The following is an 18140-nucleotide window of genomic DNA, read 5'->3' as shown; positions in this document are numbered from 1 at the left end:
TTGTGATGTTTAAAAACTAAAATCTATATTAATAGCCTGCTCTTGTTCAAATGCCAAGTCAGCATTAATATCATTTATTGAAATGTTTGGGTTACGTACAAGTTCTTCGAGAATTTTCTTGTATTTCAACACTAAAAGCTCAATGGTTTCTATTTCGTATTTACTTGTATCGTAATAAATAGAACCATGTAGATGCTCTTCATTTATGGAAAAGCTAACTAATAATGGTAATCTATTGTATTTTGCATCTACTGGATTAAACTCTAAAGAGAAATCTTGATTTATTTCAATTTTCTCATAGTTAAACGTGGGATTCTGCAATACCAAAATTGCTTCTAACCTTAAAGAACTGAGTATCTCTTCGGGAATATCTTGATGCTTATCTATTGCCAACATATCCTTTTGTACATTTTGTAACATGTCTGTAAACAATTGATCAGGATCTACCTTTAAACGTAATGGTAATGTTTTTACAAACATTCCAATCTGAGAATGTAGGTCTGAAAAAGGTCTCCCAGAATTTATAGTACCAATACAAATATCCTTAAGTCCTTGCATCTTATAAACCAGTATATTAAATACTGTCGCCAATAATGTATGAAGTGTAGTTTTTTGACTTAATGCTGTTTGATTTAACTTCTCAAGAAATGCTTTGTCCCAATCAAAATGATAAAAACTTCCAGAATACTTCTCACTCAATTTTTCATCTTGATCATAAGAAACAAGACTTCTCCATCGATAATTATTGAGGTACTGTTTCCAAAATTGATAGTTATCATTTCTGTTATTAAGCTCAATATTATGTTGCCAAACTGCATAGTCTTTAAATTGAAGATTAAGCTTTTCTTGCTGAAAATTTATTCCCGAGGTTAATGAAATATAGTGTCCAATAACTTCCTTAATCAAAACCTCTAGTGACCATCCATCCATCATAATATGATGAGTTACAAATAATAATAAGCGATCTCCTGTTGATGTTTCAAACATTCCCAAACGTACGAGAGTTTCCTCCTTAAGATCAAACTCCTGATTGGCATATTCTTCTAATTCTCTCTTTATATTAGAATTATCCACAAAAAAACGATCTATTTTAAAACACGTTTCTTTATTTGATCTAATTATTTGATGAGGAGTTCCTTTAAATTCAACAAAATTTGTTCGTAGCATTTCATATTTACCAATGATTTTTCTAAGTGCTTTTTCCAACAATACATGATCAAACTCACCATTTACTCTATAAGATCTAAACATATTATATGCGACTGATTTTTCACTTTGGAATGAAGCCAACCATATTGCATATTGTGGTAATGTAATTGGATAATGGGATTTTATTGTTGTTTTTGGTATTGATTTTAATTCTTGGATCTCTTTCCTTTCTAAAAACGACGATAATGATGCTATTGTAGGATAATCAAAAATGGTTTTCAAAGAAATCTGATATCCTAACTCTTTTTCTATTTTACCAATTAATCTAACTGCATTTAATGAGTGTCCTCCAAGTCTGAAAAAATTATCTGTTGTACCTATTTCATTCTTTGTTTCTAAAACTTCTTTATAATATTTACAAAGCTTAATTTCTAGAAAGGATATTGGTCTTTTATACTGAGATGCAACGGAAGAGACCTCTATATCTTTTAGCGCTAGTACTTTTCTATTAACTTTTTTATTAGGTGTTAACGGAAAATTCTCTAATGGAATAATAGTATATGGTATCATATACTCTGGTAATTCTTTTTGTAATTGATTAATTACCTCATCTACATTAATCAATTTTTGATTTGGAATTACATACCCGATTAAAGAAGCTTCTTGATTTGTTTTCTTTTGGGCAACAACCACAGAGGATTTTATTGTGTCTAATTGGTTTAATTTGGTTTCTATATCGCCTAGTTCAATACGATATCCTCTAATTTTTACCTGATTATCATTACGCCCTAAAAACTCAATTCCACCATCAGTATTCCATCTACCTATATCTCCAGTATCATAAACTTTCTCATTTTCATTAAACGGATTCTTTACAAATTTCTCTTTAGTTAATACTTCGTTTTTGAAATATCCTTTTGCCAATCCATCTCCTCCGATATAAATAGCACCTGTAGTGCCTACTGGTAACAATTTTTTATATTCATCAAGTACATAAATATCAGTATTATGTATAGGCCTTCCAATATTAGAAGCATCTTGAGGTTTCTCAACTTTTTTAATACTTGACCAAATAGTCGTTTCTGTCGGACCATACATGTTCCAAACCTCTGAGCAAGTATTTATTAAACTTTCCGCTAGAGATTCACTTAACAAATCTCCTCCACATAGTACTTTTAGCATATTATCACCTCCCCAATTTGCATTATAAAGCATCTGATAAAAACTAGGTGTTGCTTGTATTATAGTAGGATTAACCTGTTTTAGTTCTTCAATTATCGCTAATGGATCAATCAAAGTATCATTATCTATAACATATAATCTTGCCCCAGAGATTAAAGGAGTGAAAAATTCCAGTATCGAAATATCAAAAGACTGAGTGGTCACAGAAAATAGTATATCTTCTTGCGTAACTCCAGGCTTTTGCTGCATACTTAACAAAAAGTTCAGGAGGGATTGATGTCCTACTTCAACTCCTTTAGGATCCCCTGTAGATCCAGAAGTATATATTATATAAGCCGTATCGGATGATTGTACTCCACTCAAAAAAGAAGTTTTATTAATGCTTTTATCATTGAGTAAAGTTTCAATATTAATATATCTAACCTCCGTATCTATTATATCTTGTTGTTCAGCACCTCCTATAATACACTTTACATCACTATGTCCAATTATATACTTAAGTCGTTCCTTGGGAAAACTTGGATCCAAAGGAATATATGCTCTTCCCGATTTAAAAACTCCCAACAAAACTGTTACTAAATCTGCCGAACGATTCATCAAAACAGTTATTGGAGCTTTATCCTCTTTTCCAAACTCCCGAGATATATAATTAGCGACTTGATTTGATCTAATATCTAATTCCTTATAGGTATATGTATTAAATCTGTCTTGAATTGAAATGCTATTTGGTTTTTTCTTGACTTGATCATCAAAGCTAGACAACAATGTTGTCTCTTTATTATAGCTTGATCGAGTCTGATTAAAACCACGCAGTAACTGTTGCTCTTCTTTCTCTGTTAAGTAATTATAATCTAATAATTTTTTCTTTGTATTTCTAACAACGTCTTTCATAAGACACTCAAAATGTGCAACCAACTGACTAGCAGAATTTTTATCAAAATAATTTACATTATAATCAAAATCTATTTTGACATCTTCTAGCTCATCAAACTCTCGGATATAAACCGCTAAAGCTACTCTTTCAGATTGATGTGTTAAGGGAATAACTCTAGTTTCCGTATTTGTAAAATGATCTGAATAATCTTGTTTTTCATAAGACAATGTAATATTAAACAGTCTTTCCTTATCTTGGAAAACATCTAATTCTTTTATCAACTTTCCTAGTGGATAGCGTTGATGACGATAATCTTGTCTAAGTTGTTGTTTTATTTGACTAATTAAATCTTCAAATGTATCTTCAAAATCAAGAGGTATTCGCAAAGCAGAAACTCCCATAAAAAGCCCTACCGTTTTCTTAAAAACTGATTTGCTTCTATTTAATACAGGAAGCCCAATTGCAAAATCTCGATTTTGATGTTTTTTTCCAAAATAAAGATATAACAGTGCCAGGATGACTTGAAAAGTTGAACATTTATTCTCTTTTGCAATATCTAAAAGTTGATTATATATCGAACGTTTGATTATCAATTCTTTTCGACTACTCTTATTAATATCAATCGTATCATCTAATTTTTCAAATAATCGTTCGGGAAGATTTTGAAACTTATTTTTCCAAAAAAGTCGGTCTTTTAAAAAATCTTCTGACTCGCTATATACTTCATCATTACTAACAAAATCTTGGTAGGAATAAGGGTATTCTGTTTCTATACGCCCCGATTCCATAAGTTCATTATAATTCGTGACTAGTCTTTGAAACATTAAGGATGTTCCCCAACCATCGGTAATAATATGATGATATACAGAGAATAAATAATGATTTATTTTGTCTACCTTAACTAAAATGAATTTGTGTAATAATTCTTTAGAATTAAAATCAAAAGGTTCTTGAAAAGCTGTTTGCATAAACACCTCAGCTCTATTATTTGCATCTTCTTGATTAGAAAAATCTACATAACCAAGAGTGGATTTATGTTCAGATAAAATTTTCATTTCAGCATTTCCTTCGGTACGAACGACAATACTTCTGTATGCATCATGTTGATCGATAAGCTTTATGTAAGCTTCGTTCAGGGTTTCAAAATCTATGTCACCTTTAATAGCTATTTTGGCTCCTATATTATAAATAGGTTCATTTGGATATAACAATTGCTCAAAATAGACATCTTGTTGCGGAAGTGTCAATCTCATATCGATATTCTATAAATTAAAGAAATACTCTCAGATAAAAGAGTTAATTAAGAGAGAAAAAGAGTGTTTTCTAGGCCCACAAACTCTCGGTAAGTTCAACTTTATTATCTACGTCTACATCTTTTACGATTTTTCCGTAGTCAAATTTTATAATACGATCTGCAAGATGGAAATAGGCATCATCATGAGTAACAGCAATAATCGTTTTTCCTTCTGCTCTAAGTTTTGGAATCAATTCTTCGTAGAAATATTTTCTAAAATGTGGATCTTGATCAGCTGCCCATTCATCTAGTATTAAAACCGGTTTCTTTTCAAGGAGTGCAAAAATCATTGACATTCGTTTACTTTGTCCTTTAGAAAACTTTCTTCTAGCTGACTCTTCTTTATCATCAGTAACTACCTGATCTAAACGCATGGTTTCTAGCAATCCTCTATATTCATCATTCTCTTTAAGTTGATAATCATCATAATTATGAGAAAATATATGATTGTTTGTAAAAATTGCTGTCATAGAATCTTGTAAATCGTCCTTGATATTCAAGTATTCATTATCATTTAAAATGATTTCCCCTTCAGTAGGTTTGTATAGACCTGTCAAAACATTAATAAATGTACTTTTACCAGATCCATTACCTCCCACAACAAATAGAACTTCTCCTTGATTTATTGTTAGATCTATTGGACCTAACGCGAATGTCTTCTCATCATTTTCATTTTCATAGTTAAATAATATATTTTTAAATTCCAGAGATTCAAACTTCTGATCTTCATTTTGGATTGAAGTCGCAACTTCATCTTCAATTTGAAAATCTTTCATAAAGTTTTTAATTCTCTTATTTGCAACCATAAAACGAGTATACATTTGCTGCAAGTTTATTAAGTTATTTATGGGTCCAGAAATAAATAGAATTACAACCACATAAGCTATAACATCTTCTCTTTCTAATAACCCCAAGGCTGGTAAACCAAATAAAATAACTCCAATAACAATATACAATCCATATTGACTAATCATATTGATGGATAGAAAAACATAGTTAACTTTAAAATCCAAACCTTCAGCATCATCACGATTAGGACCTAAATATTTTCCCATTATGTTTTTTCTTCGGGATACACTTAATTTTAATTCTTTGAAACCTGAAATCAAATCATTTACATACTTATAATAATGTTCATTATATTTTCTTAACCTTTCTACTTTACTAGACATAGAGTTCATAACAACAAAGTAACAAGCTGCTACTAAAACAATTAAACCTAATACAATTCCTGCAGATGTAGCTGATAGTGTGAACATATATACAACTCCTAATACCAACATTAATAGTGAGCTAACTGTATGAGTAACTGTATAGGGCAAATTGGAAAATATTCGTAAGTCTTCCATGGCTGTATAAAAACGCTGAGTGCCAAATTTTTCGAGCGTTATTAAAGGTGCTCTTAGTATTTGATTGAACAAGTTTTTTTCATTTTTGTATAATATTTTAAAAGCATACTTATTAAGTGCTTTCTGGAATATTACATTTAGTAAATATGTATATCCTACGGCTGATAAAAAGACTATAATCATATAATCCTTTAAAAATTCTTCGTTCCCTGCAAGAACCTTGTTTATTATATATATGATCCCAAAACTTAAAATTGTATTTGGTATGGCATATAATAATAAAAGAATAATATCTTTTGGTTTTAATTTTAACATATGTAAAGTTTTTGGATTAAAATAGAACTGCACTCACTATTATTCTTATAGTTTTATTGCACTACAACATAAGAGTTAGTGGCACTTTTAAGCTTTACCTATTGTATCTAATTTGAATGTTTCATTTTAGAATAAATAGGGAAGTCAAAAAAATATTCAAGTATTACTGTTATTTATATAATAGGGTTACCCAGTTAAGTTGCGTGAATTATATTAGTAATATAAGCGTAAGAATTAAAAGTCTTGAGCTCTCCGGCGAATCGAACAAAATTTTTCAAAATAAAATTACTACTCATTTTCAATACCTTGAGGACTAAATGGTGTAACCCTATTATATAATTCATTTAAGAAGTTCACTTTTTAGTGTAACAAACTTACCTTCGAGATATTTAATTAAAGGAAGAACATGCGTATCATATTCATCCCATTTGCTTTCAAAATCTTCGATAATATGATGAGTTGTTACTAGTTCTCCTTCGTAATACTCTCTAACTATAGGGTGTAAAAAAGCACTTAAATGTGCATTATCAACATCATCTTTATGAACACGTTCTACTGCAAATATATCACTAGCATTCTTGAAGATTTCGTCTCCATATTCTAGTGTAATTACAAAATATCTAGAACCAAATAATGAATAATTATCGTGTAAATAATCAACGGGAACGTCATAAAAGTACTTTAATGTACCCTCATCAGTTAAAACAATAACATGTCCTATATATCCAAATTGTTGCCATAAACTTGATGCCCTATTTACGTTATCGATAATTTTTTGAGCCATACTTTCAGGAGAAACCAATTCTTCTGATTCGTATACCCACTCTCTATCATTAATTTTATTATCTAATATGTGGTATAGACATTTACTATTATATCTAAATCCATGAATAAATCCAGAAGTAGATTTTTTGTAATCTCTCATTTGAGTTATAGTACCTGCAAAATATAAATTCTCGATATTTACCGATTCCCAACTAGAGTTTTGCTTTGGAAATTTATCTCTATTACTTAATTCTGGTTTTATACTATCATGAAACATTGACGTATCAAATTTAAAACCTGTACAATTGATTATCTCATCATATATTAACTCTTCAACCTCACCATTTGCATTTCCATAAGCGACAGTGACATAATATTGGTTGTTTTCGAATTTGATTGACTCAATTTCTCCATTAATAACAGCATTTTGTGATTTTAACTGGTACGTATCTAAGAAATTATTATTTACAGCTCTCAAATGACCCACATAATGTGTGCCCCAGGCAAGTTTTAAAGGGTTTGGACTCAAACAATGAATCAACGTTGCATATGGGATTAAGTGATCAGCTGTTTCAAAAGCAGAATTTGCTTTTCCTAATATTAATATTCGTTTTCCTGTATATGGTTTAGGATCAAACTCTAGATCAACATAATTCGTACATAAATCAATATTCTCTATATTTGGCATATAAGGTTTACTCAAACCAGTAGCAATTACTAAGTGCTCACATTGATATGTTTCATCATTCGTTTCTATTTCAAAATGATCCAGTTTTCTTATTTGTTTTACTTCGGAATTATATTTTATATTAAGATTATGATATTCAGAATATTTATTTATATATTCCACAAATGAATCTGAACTTGGAAAATATTCTTCAGAAAAATCTTTGAATAATACTTCATTATCATCACTTAATAGTGAGTTCCAATCAAATCTCATATTAACCTCTGGATCCTCAAAACCTGTATGTACCTTGTTAATAGAAATTAACTTTTTGTGAATAGGGAATTTTTCATAAAACGAACCTGATTTATCATTTCGCTCCAGTACTAGATAATCTATATTATTTTTTTCAAGATAGTAAGCTAATTGAATCCCCCCAGGGCCCGCTCCGATAATAATAATTTGTTTTCTCATTTTTGCTTAATTTACATTTATATAAATTTTTATAAAAGACAATTTCACTTTTCGATATTATATATTGTCTATAATTTCTTCATGTAATTCATTTTTTTACTGTAAAGACATGATTTATTTTATCACTTTTAGAAGTGCATGATTATTAATTCCTACGATGTATTTATTTGGCATGGCAATCTGATCTAGATCACTATGTAATTATTTTTAAAGTCAATGAATGAAATTAGATCAACAGTTTATTACTATTGATTTAGAGTTGATCGATATTATGAATAGTATTAAAAGAATGAAATAAGGCTGTAAATATTCTATATAATATATGATGAGTAGGAATGTTTCTCAATTAGTTTTCCTGTTTTTTGTTTTATCACCGATAAAGAAACACTCTTTGCTTAATAAGCGGAACAGGAAATTTAATGACGCAAAATTTTTAAATCCTTAGTAATAATCTTGTTGTGGTTATTAAACAAATGAGTATTGAGGATTTTGCGATTTAGTGCAGGTATTTTTAATATATTACTCCTGTGCTAATCAAGCATTTTTTAATTATCTCTGTTATTTTTTGTGGATGGTCATATATAAAAAAATGATCTCCACTTAAGATTTGAAATTGAAAATGACCAGAAGTGAAATTATTCCAATTTTCAATATTCTCTTTTTTCCTTTCTTCGGATCCCATTAAGGCATAAATTGGTATCTTAATCATAGTGTTTTTTTCATATTCCCGATCAGTTTCAACCACTTTAAAATCAGCTCTTAAAATGGGAATAAAGAACTTAAAAAATTCATCATTATTGATCACCTCTTTAGGTATTCCGCCTAATGAAATAATTTCTTGTTTAAAATCTTCATCATTCAACTTGTGACGGATTTTTGGTTCTTCATCGTTTACATCATTTGAAACACCTGGACCTGGATTACCGGAAACAATTAACTGCATTGGACTATCACCTGTTTTTTCCATTTCGAAAGCGACACTTAACCCTAAAGTGGCCCCCATACTATGCCCATATATAATATAGGGTACGTCATTATTTCTAAGACTTTTAATTTGTCGAACATAATCCTTTACACAGCTTTGCTTGTTTTCTAAAAAATCTTGATCAAACCTTTTTCCTCTTCCAGGTAATTCAAGGGGTAAAAATTCAAATAATTCCGAATTATATTTTTTTAAAAAATCAAAAGAATAAGAGCTCCCTCCCGCAAAATGAAGTAAAAACAACTGTACTTTTTTAGTCATTTTATAATGTTTAATTTCCAGATCTTCTCTTTTCTTCTTCATTTCCAAACTTCCTTTCTCTTACTTTGATTTTCTTGTTTCCAAATTTGTACATCAGAGAAAGTCTTACGGATCGATCCCTCATGTATACTCTGGATGACTGTCTTATATCATTCACAAAAGATGTTTTCCCTAATTCATTTAATCTCAGAATGTCAAAAGCACCTGCGGTCAACTGAAGACTTTTATTAAGTAGTTGGAACTGAAAAGAAAGATCTAACTTATGTCTTTCGGCATATTCAAATTGGTTTTTATTATAAGGAGAACTATAACTATAATTTACTTGGGCCCTAATGGTTTTTTTAGGATTTAAGTGTAATGTATTATTAGTTTCAAAATAAAATCTAAGCCCTTGTTGAGTTCTAGTGTTTATTTCTCTTTCAAACTTAACATCACTCCCTAAAATATAAAACCCATTTTGGCTTTCCAACCAATTCAATTTATTAAATATATAGTAAGTATTTATCCCATAGTTATATAGGGTATAATAATTCTCAATACTATTAGCCTGTTCGTCCGAGTTTTCGTTAATAATAGCTACTTCTCCAAAACCATCTGATTCTATACTTAGAAAAGCTCTTGAAAAGAATTTTCGTTTATGGGAATATGAAAGCTCCATATTATCTGAAAAAGATGGTCTCAATAATGGGTTTCCATCAACAAAAAATGTATTTGTATAATATCTTCTAACAGGACTTAATTCATAATACAACGGTCTTCTAATTCGTCTCCCATAGTTAAAAGAAAATGTATTTTTTTTATCCTTTTTATATGATATATAAAATGTTGGAAATAATCTTAAATAATCAAACTCGTTAACAGTATCTTCTATAAAAGAAATTCCTTCAGTTTCTGTGTTCTCTAATCGCAATCCAAGTTGCATATCAACTTTTTTTCCTATTTTTTTAGTTGCATTTATATATACAGCTTGTTGAGTCTCAAGATATTTAAAATCATCTCCAAATTGTGGGTTCAACACGTTGTTTCCCGACAATGTATTGAAATTATCAATTTTATATAAGCTCTCTGAATGATTTATTCTTCCACCAAATGAAAGATTCACGGTAGATAGCGGATATTCTACATCTATTCTTCCACTATAATTCTTTAAGTCCTCATTTGAAATATTTAAATTAGAAAATACATCGTTTATTCTAACGCCATCAGAATTAAATGAAGTGGTCAAAACGTCAATTTCTTCATTTTTCTTATTTCTGAAAAAATCCAAATCTATTGATATTTTACGCCCTAAGGTATCTAGTTTATGAGTAAAATTTAAATTGGCTGCATTGTACGCCCCATATACATCATAGTTAGTTGATCCTTTATAAATAGAATCCAACTGGCTCCCTTCAAATACATTATTAACATTCCTAATATCTATATCTGGAACCCATAAACTATTTAAATATTGTACTCCCATTGTTGTTTTATCAGAAATACTATAATCAATCATTAAACGAGTAGCCAATTTATCTTCTCTCCATTTATCAACTCGATCAAGTTCCCATAAGCCTCGATCATAATTAATTTCTGTATTTCTTTGGACTTCGTTATCACCTAAAGTAGCATTAACCCCTAATAATAGTTTTACTTTGTTTTTATTATAGCTAAAGTTATTATTCAGATTATATATTGCATATTTTGCTTGAGTATACGAAAGATTTATTCTGTTGTTCCATATTTTTTCTGTATTTCTTTTGTAGATGATATTTATAAGTCCACTATTTCCTTCAGCTTGATACTTTGCTGGAGGGTTGGTAATAATTTCTACCTCTTTTACATCATCTGCCGAAATCGAAGATATATAACTTACCAGATCGTTTCCAGATAGTGGTACTAATTTGCCATCTACCATTAATCGCATTCCACTCTTACCAATCATTACCAATTGATCATCACTAATAGTAACTCCTGGAGCTACTCTAAGAACATCAAGTCCTGTTCCACCGCTGGTCATCCCATTATTTTCGTTATTAAACACCAAACGATCTACTTTTTGTACTATGCGTTCCTTATTTTTAACAATAAGAACCTCATCTAGTTCATTATCAAAAACTAAAGATAGTTCTCCTAAATCTAGGTCACTATTTATCTCAATTTGCTTTTCTAGATTTTGATATCCTACATGACTTATCGTTAAAGTATATAAGCCTTGGTTAAGATCTATAGTAAAGGTTCCTGCTTTATCGGTTATAGCGCCAGTTACAAGATTATTCGAAGTGCTTTTTACTAATATATTAGCAAACGGAATAGTTCCGTTACTATCTTTTATTGTTCCGTTAACCTTATATTGACAAAATGTAATTAATGGTAAAAATAATACTATGAAGTTAATTACAATTTTCCAAGATTTTTTTTTAATAATCATTTTTAATTTTTTTTATTTGAAATTCAATTTGATGTAGGCTATTTTTTTGGGGTAATTTTTTACACGACACCTTCAATAATGGCTTTGAAACTGTTTTAAAAATTATTGTGGGTAACTTAAATTATTCTAATATCTTTAAGAATAATCCAAGATATGATGGAAGATCTAGCAAAGTAGAGTTCTTATTATATATTTCGTTGAGGCAGAGTAATTCTAATTCTAAGGCATTGTTATGCTGATAACAATTTAAAATTATAGACTCTTTTGCATATATTTCTTTGTTTTTTTTCGTGTGATTTCGACTTACAACTAAGTCTCCTTCTAAAACATTGAAATTGAATGTACCTGCAATGAATTGATCAATATTTGAATTATGAATTTTGTTAAAATCTTGATCTATTACAGTAAATGGAACCCTCTGATTCATTCTTGCCTCACAATATATTCCAAAACATTCATACAAATATTTCTTAATATCAATAGAAGTATTTTTTAATACAGGAATTGGAAGTGTATTGTTCATAACACCGACAAAATTATTAGCATCAAGATCTATGTAAGAATTATCTCTACCATTCATTCTGACATTAAAAAACAACGACTCTGAGTACAAAAGAGATATTAGATTTTGAAAAAAACCTAACATAATTGCAGTGACGGGTAACTTAAATTTGTTAGTCACCGAATTAAGTTTTTCGAAATGAGCCTCGGTTACTATAAACTTTTGACTTACATATTTATTTTTATCACCCTGTGGTAGAAAAACGCCATTCCCTATGGTATAACTTTTTAATACCTCTCTCCAGTATCGTCTATTAGCTTCTCCTTCTTTAGAAACAAGAAATTTCTTTTGACTTTTAATAAAGTCCAAATTAGAAAAAGATTGTCTTTCTAATTTAATATCTCCATCAAAATGGGTTTTGATGTCTTTGCTTAAAATCAACTTACTTTGAGCATCTATTATTGCATAAGGCATGCTAATATATAACCCAATTTCGTTCTTGTTTTCTACTACAACTACTCGTATGATTTCTTCATCAAAAACATTGAATGGAGCTAATAAAACTTGATTAATTTCTTTGCTATCGTTTATTGATAATTCATAAACAAACCTAACTTTAACCTTAGCTGGCTTTACATAAGCCTGGATAACGATATCTCCTCGAGTATTAAAAATTGTGCAAAGCGAAGGGTGATAGCTGATAAAATCTCTAAACTCTTCTTCAAAATCTTTTAATGATCTTTTTTTTATTTTTATTAATGAAAATAATGCTATAGCACTCGGATGCAGCATATATTTTTGGTTTTCCGAAAGCTCAAAATATCTAATATTATCTAAGACCATCTTTAATTTAAAACGTTAATAACTTAATTAAAACAGGAGTTTATGACAAAACCTTATCAGATGTTAAAGCAGCAATTTCCTTAATAGTAAGATTATTAATAAAGTCCTGAACTTCTATTTTGATCCCATCCTTGCTTAGCTTCATTAAAATTTCAATCAATTTCAAAGACGTTCCTCCTATTTCAAAAAAGTCATCTTCAATTCCTATTTCGCTTTTTCCCAATGCTTCTTTCCAAGCTTCAACTAATTTGACTTCTAACTCATTTCTAGGAGAAACTATATTTTTACTTCCTAAATATGATTCTCTATAGTACCTTAATAATCCTTTTTTATCTATTTTTCCATTATGCGTTAATTTCATTTCGTCTACTTCAATTATATGATTAGGTAACATATAACTCAAAGTATTTTCAGACAAAAGTTTTCTTAAAGAAGGGATTGTTAAATTGTTATCAGACAACACTATAAAAGCAATTATTTCCTTTTCTACGTTTCCATTTTCATTTATTAAAACTACACTTTGGTCCACACCATCAATTTCCAGTAGCTTATTTTCTATCTCTCCTAATTCTATTCGATATCCATTGATTTTAACCTGATCATCATCTCTTCCTATAAACTCTATAGTTCCATTTTGTGTCCAACGTCCTAAATCACCAGTCTTGTATAATCTTTCCTCGCTAATGCTTTTATTGTACAAAAATTTCTGATCGTTTAATTCTGGACGGTTCAGATACCCTTTCGCAACATTTTTACCTGAAACATAGATTTCTCCTGTTACGCCTTTAGGAACAAGTTTTCCATGCTTATCAAGAATGTAAACAACTGTGTTCGCAATCGGTGAACCAATTGTAATGACTTCTACATCCTTTTCAATTTCTGTCACGGTAGACCATACTGTATTTTCTGTTGGGCCATATTCATTATACAGTTTACAAGATGGTAAGAAATCATAATGTTTCTGAACAATATATTCTTTCAAAGATTCTCCTGCCAGAATAATTCGCTTCATTGATTCTGGTTTCTTTCTGAAATGATTTAATATCATTTCATAATAGGAAGGAACACATAAAATTCCTTCAATTCTTTCCTGAATAATTAAGCTTTCGATAAACGTTAAATCTTTTAAATCAAAATCACTAACCACATAAAGAGTACTTCCATTTGTTAAACAATCCCAAATAACTGCAACTGATGAATCAAAAGAAAAAGATGGAACTAATAAGTAAGAGTTTAATCCATCATAAAAATTATTTCTTGCATAAATAGAGGAAACCAAATTATTGTGAGTAATCTCTACTCCTTTGGGAATCCCAGTCGATCCCGATGTATATATAACATATCCTATGTTTTCAGATGATAAGGAAACCTTTGGTCTTTCGATCGAGTAATCTTCTTCTGAGAATTCTATATCCAAAGTCAAAAGTGAATGAGGATAAAAGTCCATGTCAAACATATAGGTAGAACTTACGAGTATCAAATTTATATTTGCATCTTCTACTATAAATTGTTTTCTTCCTTCAGGATAAGTTGGATCAATAAAAACATAAGCACATCCAGATTTTAAAATAGCCAAAATAGCTATTATGGCCCACTCGCTACGCTCTAAATGAACTCCTACAAAATCTCCCTTTGTAACTTTATATTTCTCAATTAAACAATTCCCAAGTCGATTGGTTATTTCATCCAGCTCTTTATATGTCAAGGTTTTGTTTTCAAAAAATACGGCTGTATTATTAGGTTTTTTTAAAACTTGATTATTAAACAATTCCAAAATAGATGTGTCTTCTGGTATTTCTAATTTAGTGTCATTAAATTCAAATAAAAGCTCTTCCTTTTCACTTTCATTCAGAAGATCTAATTGTTTAATTGTTTCTTTTGGGGTTGCAATTACATTTTTGACCAATTGTTGAAAATGAATGACTAGACCTTCCATTAATTTTTGGTCATAAACATCTTCATTATAGGTAAGTTCTAATAAAATTTGATCTGCTACTTTTTGAAAATGAAACTCTATATCATTTTTGCTACTTACTGTCCCCATATCCATAATTGTTGATGGTTCCTTCTTCACACCAATACTATTCCCCTTCTGTTCTTCGTGTAAAGTAATTGAGACATCATAAATAGGAGTCCGGCTCATATCATAATCCAAACCTAAAGCATCTACAATTTGATCAAATGGATATGAAGAATGCTTATATGATTCTAAAGTAGAATTTTTAACTTTTTCATAAAAATCAAGAAAGCTATCACTAGGATCAACAATATTTCTTAATGGAGTCGTATTAACAAAAAAACCTATTTGATCCAGCAATTCTAGCTGATTTCTTCCTTCAATAGGAGTACCAATAATAATATCAGATTGAGAAGTATATTTATATAATGCTACATTGATAAATGAGAGAAGACTTATAAATAAACTCCCATTATTTTCTAATGTAAGTTCATCAATACCCCTAGTTAGAGGAGCTGACAAAAATACCCTCAACTTTTTCCCGTTATTTGTTTTAAATTTTGGTCTTACTTTCTTAGACGGTAAATCTATTCGAGATAGTTCTCCAGACAATTTCTGTTTCCAATAATTCCGATGTTCCTTAAACTTCTCACTTTTCAAATTTTTAAGCTGCCATACTGCATAATCTTTATATTGAATATGGAGTGGTTTTTTCTTAAAATTGACGTTTCTTAATAAAGCTTCATAATGAGATTGAATTTCTTTTGCCAAAACCTTATTTGACCAATCATCGGTAATGATATGATGCATATTGTAATAGAAGATGAATCCTCCTTTTGATAGTTCAAACAACTTTGCTCTAATCAATGGCCCTTTTTCTAAATCAAATTCTATAGAGATATCTTCTTGAATTAGGGTAAGCCAATAATCATTTTCATCTTTACTATTGTATGTTTGAATTTGAAAATCAAAACTATCAAAAGGAACTATATACTGTTTAACCTCTCCAGACTCTTCTTTCTTAAAAATAGTTCTTAATATTTCGAATCTTTCGATAGTCGCCAATACAGATTGTTTGAATATTTCTATATTAAGGTTCTTATCCAAATTAAAATAACCATATGAATTATAAGCTATAGATGCTTCTTGAAATTGGCTCACCGCCCATAATCGAAATTGTTGACTCGATAATGGGTAACAGTTTTTTTCAGAAACCGGACTTATATGTAGACGTTTAGTTTCATTATTGGATTTCAAATGCTCTATTATTTCCTTTTTATGAAACTTTACTTTATCAATAATATCCTTATCAATAATACCTCCGTAAGAAATTATATCCAGCTTATCCTCTTTGTACTCCAGTTTTATTTTTTTCTCTTCAAATTCAAGAAGAACCTTTGTTATAGCTTCCATATCTATATCTTAATTAAATTAAAGAATTAGTATTCTATTGTTTTCTCTCCAAAAAGTCTTTCAGCATCTCTACCTTGTTCAATACATTTTTCTACTAACCTGTTTGATTCTATAATTGGCTTGGATTCATCGGTATATTTTATAGAACTAATAAACTGTAGCCAAGGTTCTAAGCCCATGGCATAAACAAATACATTTTTAGGATTAAATATATTAATGAGTGATATCCCCTGATCATAATCACAACCCGCTAATCTCCTAGATTGATCTTTTGATCTTTCTAATTTTTCAAACATCAGAGGTCCATAAAGCCAGGACAATGGTGCTCCATCACACTCCATTCCCAAGAAAATCACATCTGTATCTCCTAAAACCTCATGAACTCTTTCGTATACTTTGGGTTCTACATTACAAGAATCAGCTACAAACAACACTTTGAAGTCATTATGTAATGAAACATGAAAGGAAAGTTTTGATCGAACATCTATATCACTGTGTTCTCCCAAAAAAGGAATTCCAGTAATGACACATTTATCACGTGTAACAGATTCCATATCGTCCAATTCAATTACATTATCAAACCCTATAGCTTTAAACATTAATTTAAGGCTAGGATCTTGTAAGTTTCCTTTTCCGCTACTTGGAACTACAATATTCTTAATACAATGTCTTAATTGAAGTAAGGTTTCTAACAATACATGATCCTGATGATTATGTGTTATTAACACATAGTCTATTACTTCAGGTAAATCATTAACCGTATACCTGTTAACGTCAGTCTCATAGCCATCGTAACTAATAACAGGATCCACCAATATAGATATTTCATTAGTTTCAACCAGAACACAAGCATGTCCAAAATATCTCGTTCTGATTCCATTTCCAGTATATCCTTCATATTTTTTAGGAGGTTCTTCTGTAAAAAGGCTTTCAAATAATTCTTCCTGATCAGGTTTAATTCCTATATCTTCTTTTATTTTTTCATAATCTCCAGGTATTCTTTTCATCCTGAATAAATCATCAATCAACTTATTATTAAAAGGTATATCCAGATGTAATAAGTGATTATCATCTAATCTTGGTGTGCTAAGTACAAAAGACCTTGAATCATCAGCGTCTACAAGTTGTAAAGAAATGGTTTGTGTTGACTGATCATAGTATTCTGTATTATATAATAAAGATTCGAAAAACCTGAAATTAGGTTGATTATTTAAATCATAATAAAGTTCTACAAGCCCTTTAAGTTCGTTGGGAACTTTTGGATACAAAGAATCTAAAGAATGTCCATCAGCCTCATTTTGTAACAATTCATTTAATCCATGAATGGCCTCAGTCAATTCAAGAGATTTTGTTCTTTTCTTTTTGGTTTCTTCTAATAGTTCTTTTATTTCTTCTACTCTACCGCCATCATAATCTATAAATGGGCCTCCCATCATTTCAGGCTTTTTAACCGCTGCTTGATGAATTTTTGGATTCTTTATATAAGATTCCATTATTTTAATATGTCTTTCTTTAATATTCAGAGCAGCAGTTGCTGGTGAAACCAAATGAGACCAAGCATACCACCTGTCTATCAATGCTTCTATTGCTACATTTAACTTTAAATATGATTTTTTGTTACTATTTTCACTCATGATTAATTATTTGATTTTATTTAATAAGATACCACCCCATATTTCTATAGGTCAGCTAACTATTTATTG

The 18140-nt window shown here is 29.9% G+C and carries 8 protein-coding genes; all 8 read right to left on the bottom strand.

Features of this window, described 5'->3' with window-relative positions; translation table 11 throughout:
* Positions 1–9 precede the first annotated feature (9 nt).
* Positions 10–4458, bottom strand: coding sequence for a non-ribosomal peptide synthetase (locus J8L88_RS10880; RefSeq protein ID WP_211060751.1), 4449 nt, complete (start codon positions 4456–4458; stop codon positions 10–12).
* A gap of 70 nt (positions 4459–4528) precedes the next feature.
* A complete protein-coding gene (locus J8L88_RS10875) occupies positions 4529–6163 on the bottom strand; it encodes a cyclic peptide export ABC transporter (RefSeq protein ID WP_211060750.1) in 1635 nt (544 codons plus the stop codon).
* Positions 6164–6503: 340 nt separating this feature from the next.
* Positions 6504–8069 (bottom strand): NAD(P)-binding domain-containing protein, encoded by a 1566-nt coding sequence (locus J8L88_RS10870; protein ID WP_211060749.1) that lies wholly within the window; start codon positions 8067–8069, stop codon positions 6504–6506.
* Between the two features lie 511 nt (positions 8070–8580).
* Positions 8581–9354 carry a thioesterase II family protein gene (locus J8L88_RS10865; RefSeq protein WP_247666463.1) on the bottom strand — a complete coding sequence of 258 codons (774 nt, stop codon included), beginning with the start codon at positions 9352–9354 and terminating at the stop codon, positions 8581–8583.
* Positions 9323–11722 (bottom strand): TonB-dependent receptor domain-containing protein, encoded by a 2400-nt coding sequence (locus tag J8L88_RS10860; protein WP_211060748.1) that lies wholly within the window; start codon positions 11720–11722, stop codon positions 9323–9325. Before J8L88_RS10860 ends, J8L88_RS10865 begins: the two co-directional genes overlap by 32 nt.
* A gap of 121 nt (positions 11723–11843) precedes the next feature.
* A complete protein-coding gene (locus J8L88_RS10855; RefSeq protein ID WP_211060747.1) occupies positions 11844–13067 on the bottom strand; it encodes a condensation domain-containing protein in 1224 nt (407 codons plus the stop codon).
* Between the two features lie 40 nt (positions 13068–13107).
* Positions 13108–16437 (bottom strand): non-ribosomal peptide synthetase, encoded by a 3330-nt coding sequence (locus J8L88_RS10850; protein WP_211060746.1) that lies wholly within the window; start codon positions 16435–16437, stop codon positions 13108–13110.
* A gap of 26 nt (positions 16438–16463) precedes the next feature.
* Positions 16464–18071, bottom strand: coding sequence for an MBL fold metallo-hydrolase (locus J8L88_RS10845; protein ID WP_108802872.1), 1608 nt, complete (start codon positions 18069–18071; stop codon positions 16464–16466).
* Positions 18072–18140 lie beyond the last annotated feature (69 nt).

Origin of the sequence: Aquimarina sp. MMG015, assembly GCF_018100855.1 — a bacterium.
Classification (GTDB): domain Bacteria; phylum Bacteroidota; class Bacteroidia; order Flavobacteriales; family Flavobacteriaceae; genus Aquimarina; species Aquimarina latercula.
This window is presented reverse-complemented; position numbering and strand designations above follow the sequence as displayed.

Coding starts and splice junctions, on each gene's coding strand:
- J8L88_RS10880 (WP_211060751.1), bottom strand. CDS start 4,458: ATGAGATTGACACTTCCGCAACAAGATGTCTATTTTGAGCAATTGTTA.
- J8L88_RS10875 (WP_211060750.1), bottom strand. CDS start 6,163: ATGTTAAAATTAAAACCAAAAGATATTATTCTTTTATTATTATATGCC.
- J8L88_RS10870 (WP_211060749.1), bottom strand. CDS start 8,069: ATGAGAAAACAAATTATTATTATCGGAGCGGGCCCTGGGGGGATTCAA.
- J8L88_RS10865 (WP_247666463.1), bottom strand. CDS start 9,354: ATGAAGAAGAAAAGAGAAGATCTGGAAATTAAACATTATAAAATGACT.
- J8L88_RS10860 (WP_211060748.1), bottom strand. CDS start 11,722: ATGATTATTAAAAAAAAATCTTGGAAAATTGTAATTAACTTCATAGTA.
- J8L88_RS10855 (WP_211060747.1), bottom strand. CDS start 13,067: ATGGTCTTAGATAATATTAGATATTTTGAGCTTTCGGAAAACCAAAAA.
- J8L88_RS10850 (WP_211060746.1), bottom strand. CDS start 16,437: ATGGAAGCTATAACAAAGGTTCTTCTTGAATTTGAAGAGAAAAAAATA.
- J8L88_RS10845 (WP_108802872.1), bottom strand. CDS start 18,071: ATGAGTGAAAATAGTAACAAAAAATCATATTTAAAGTTAAATGTAGCA.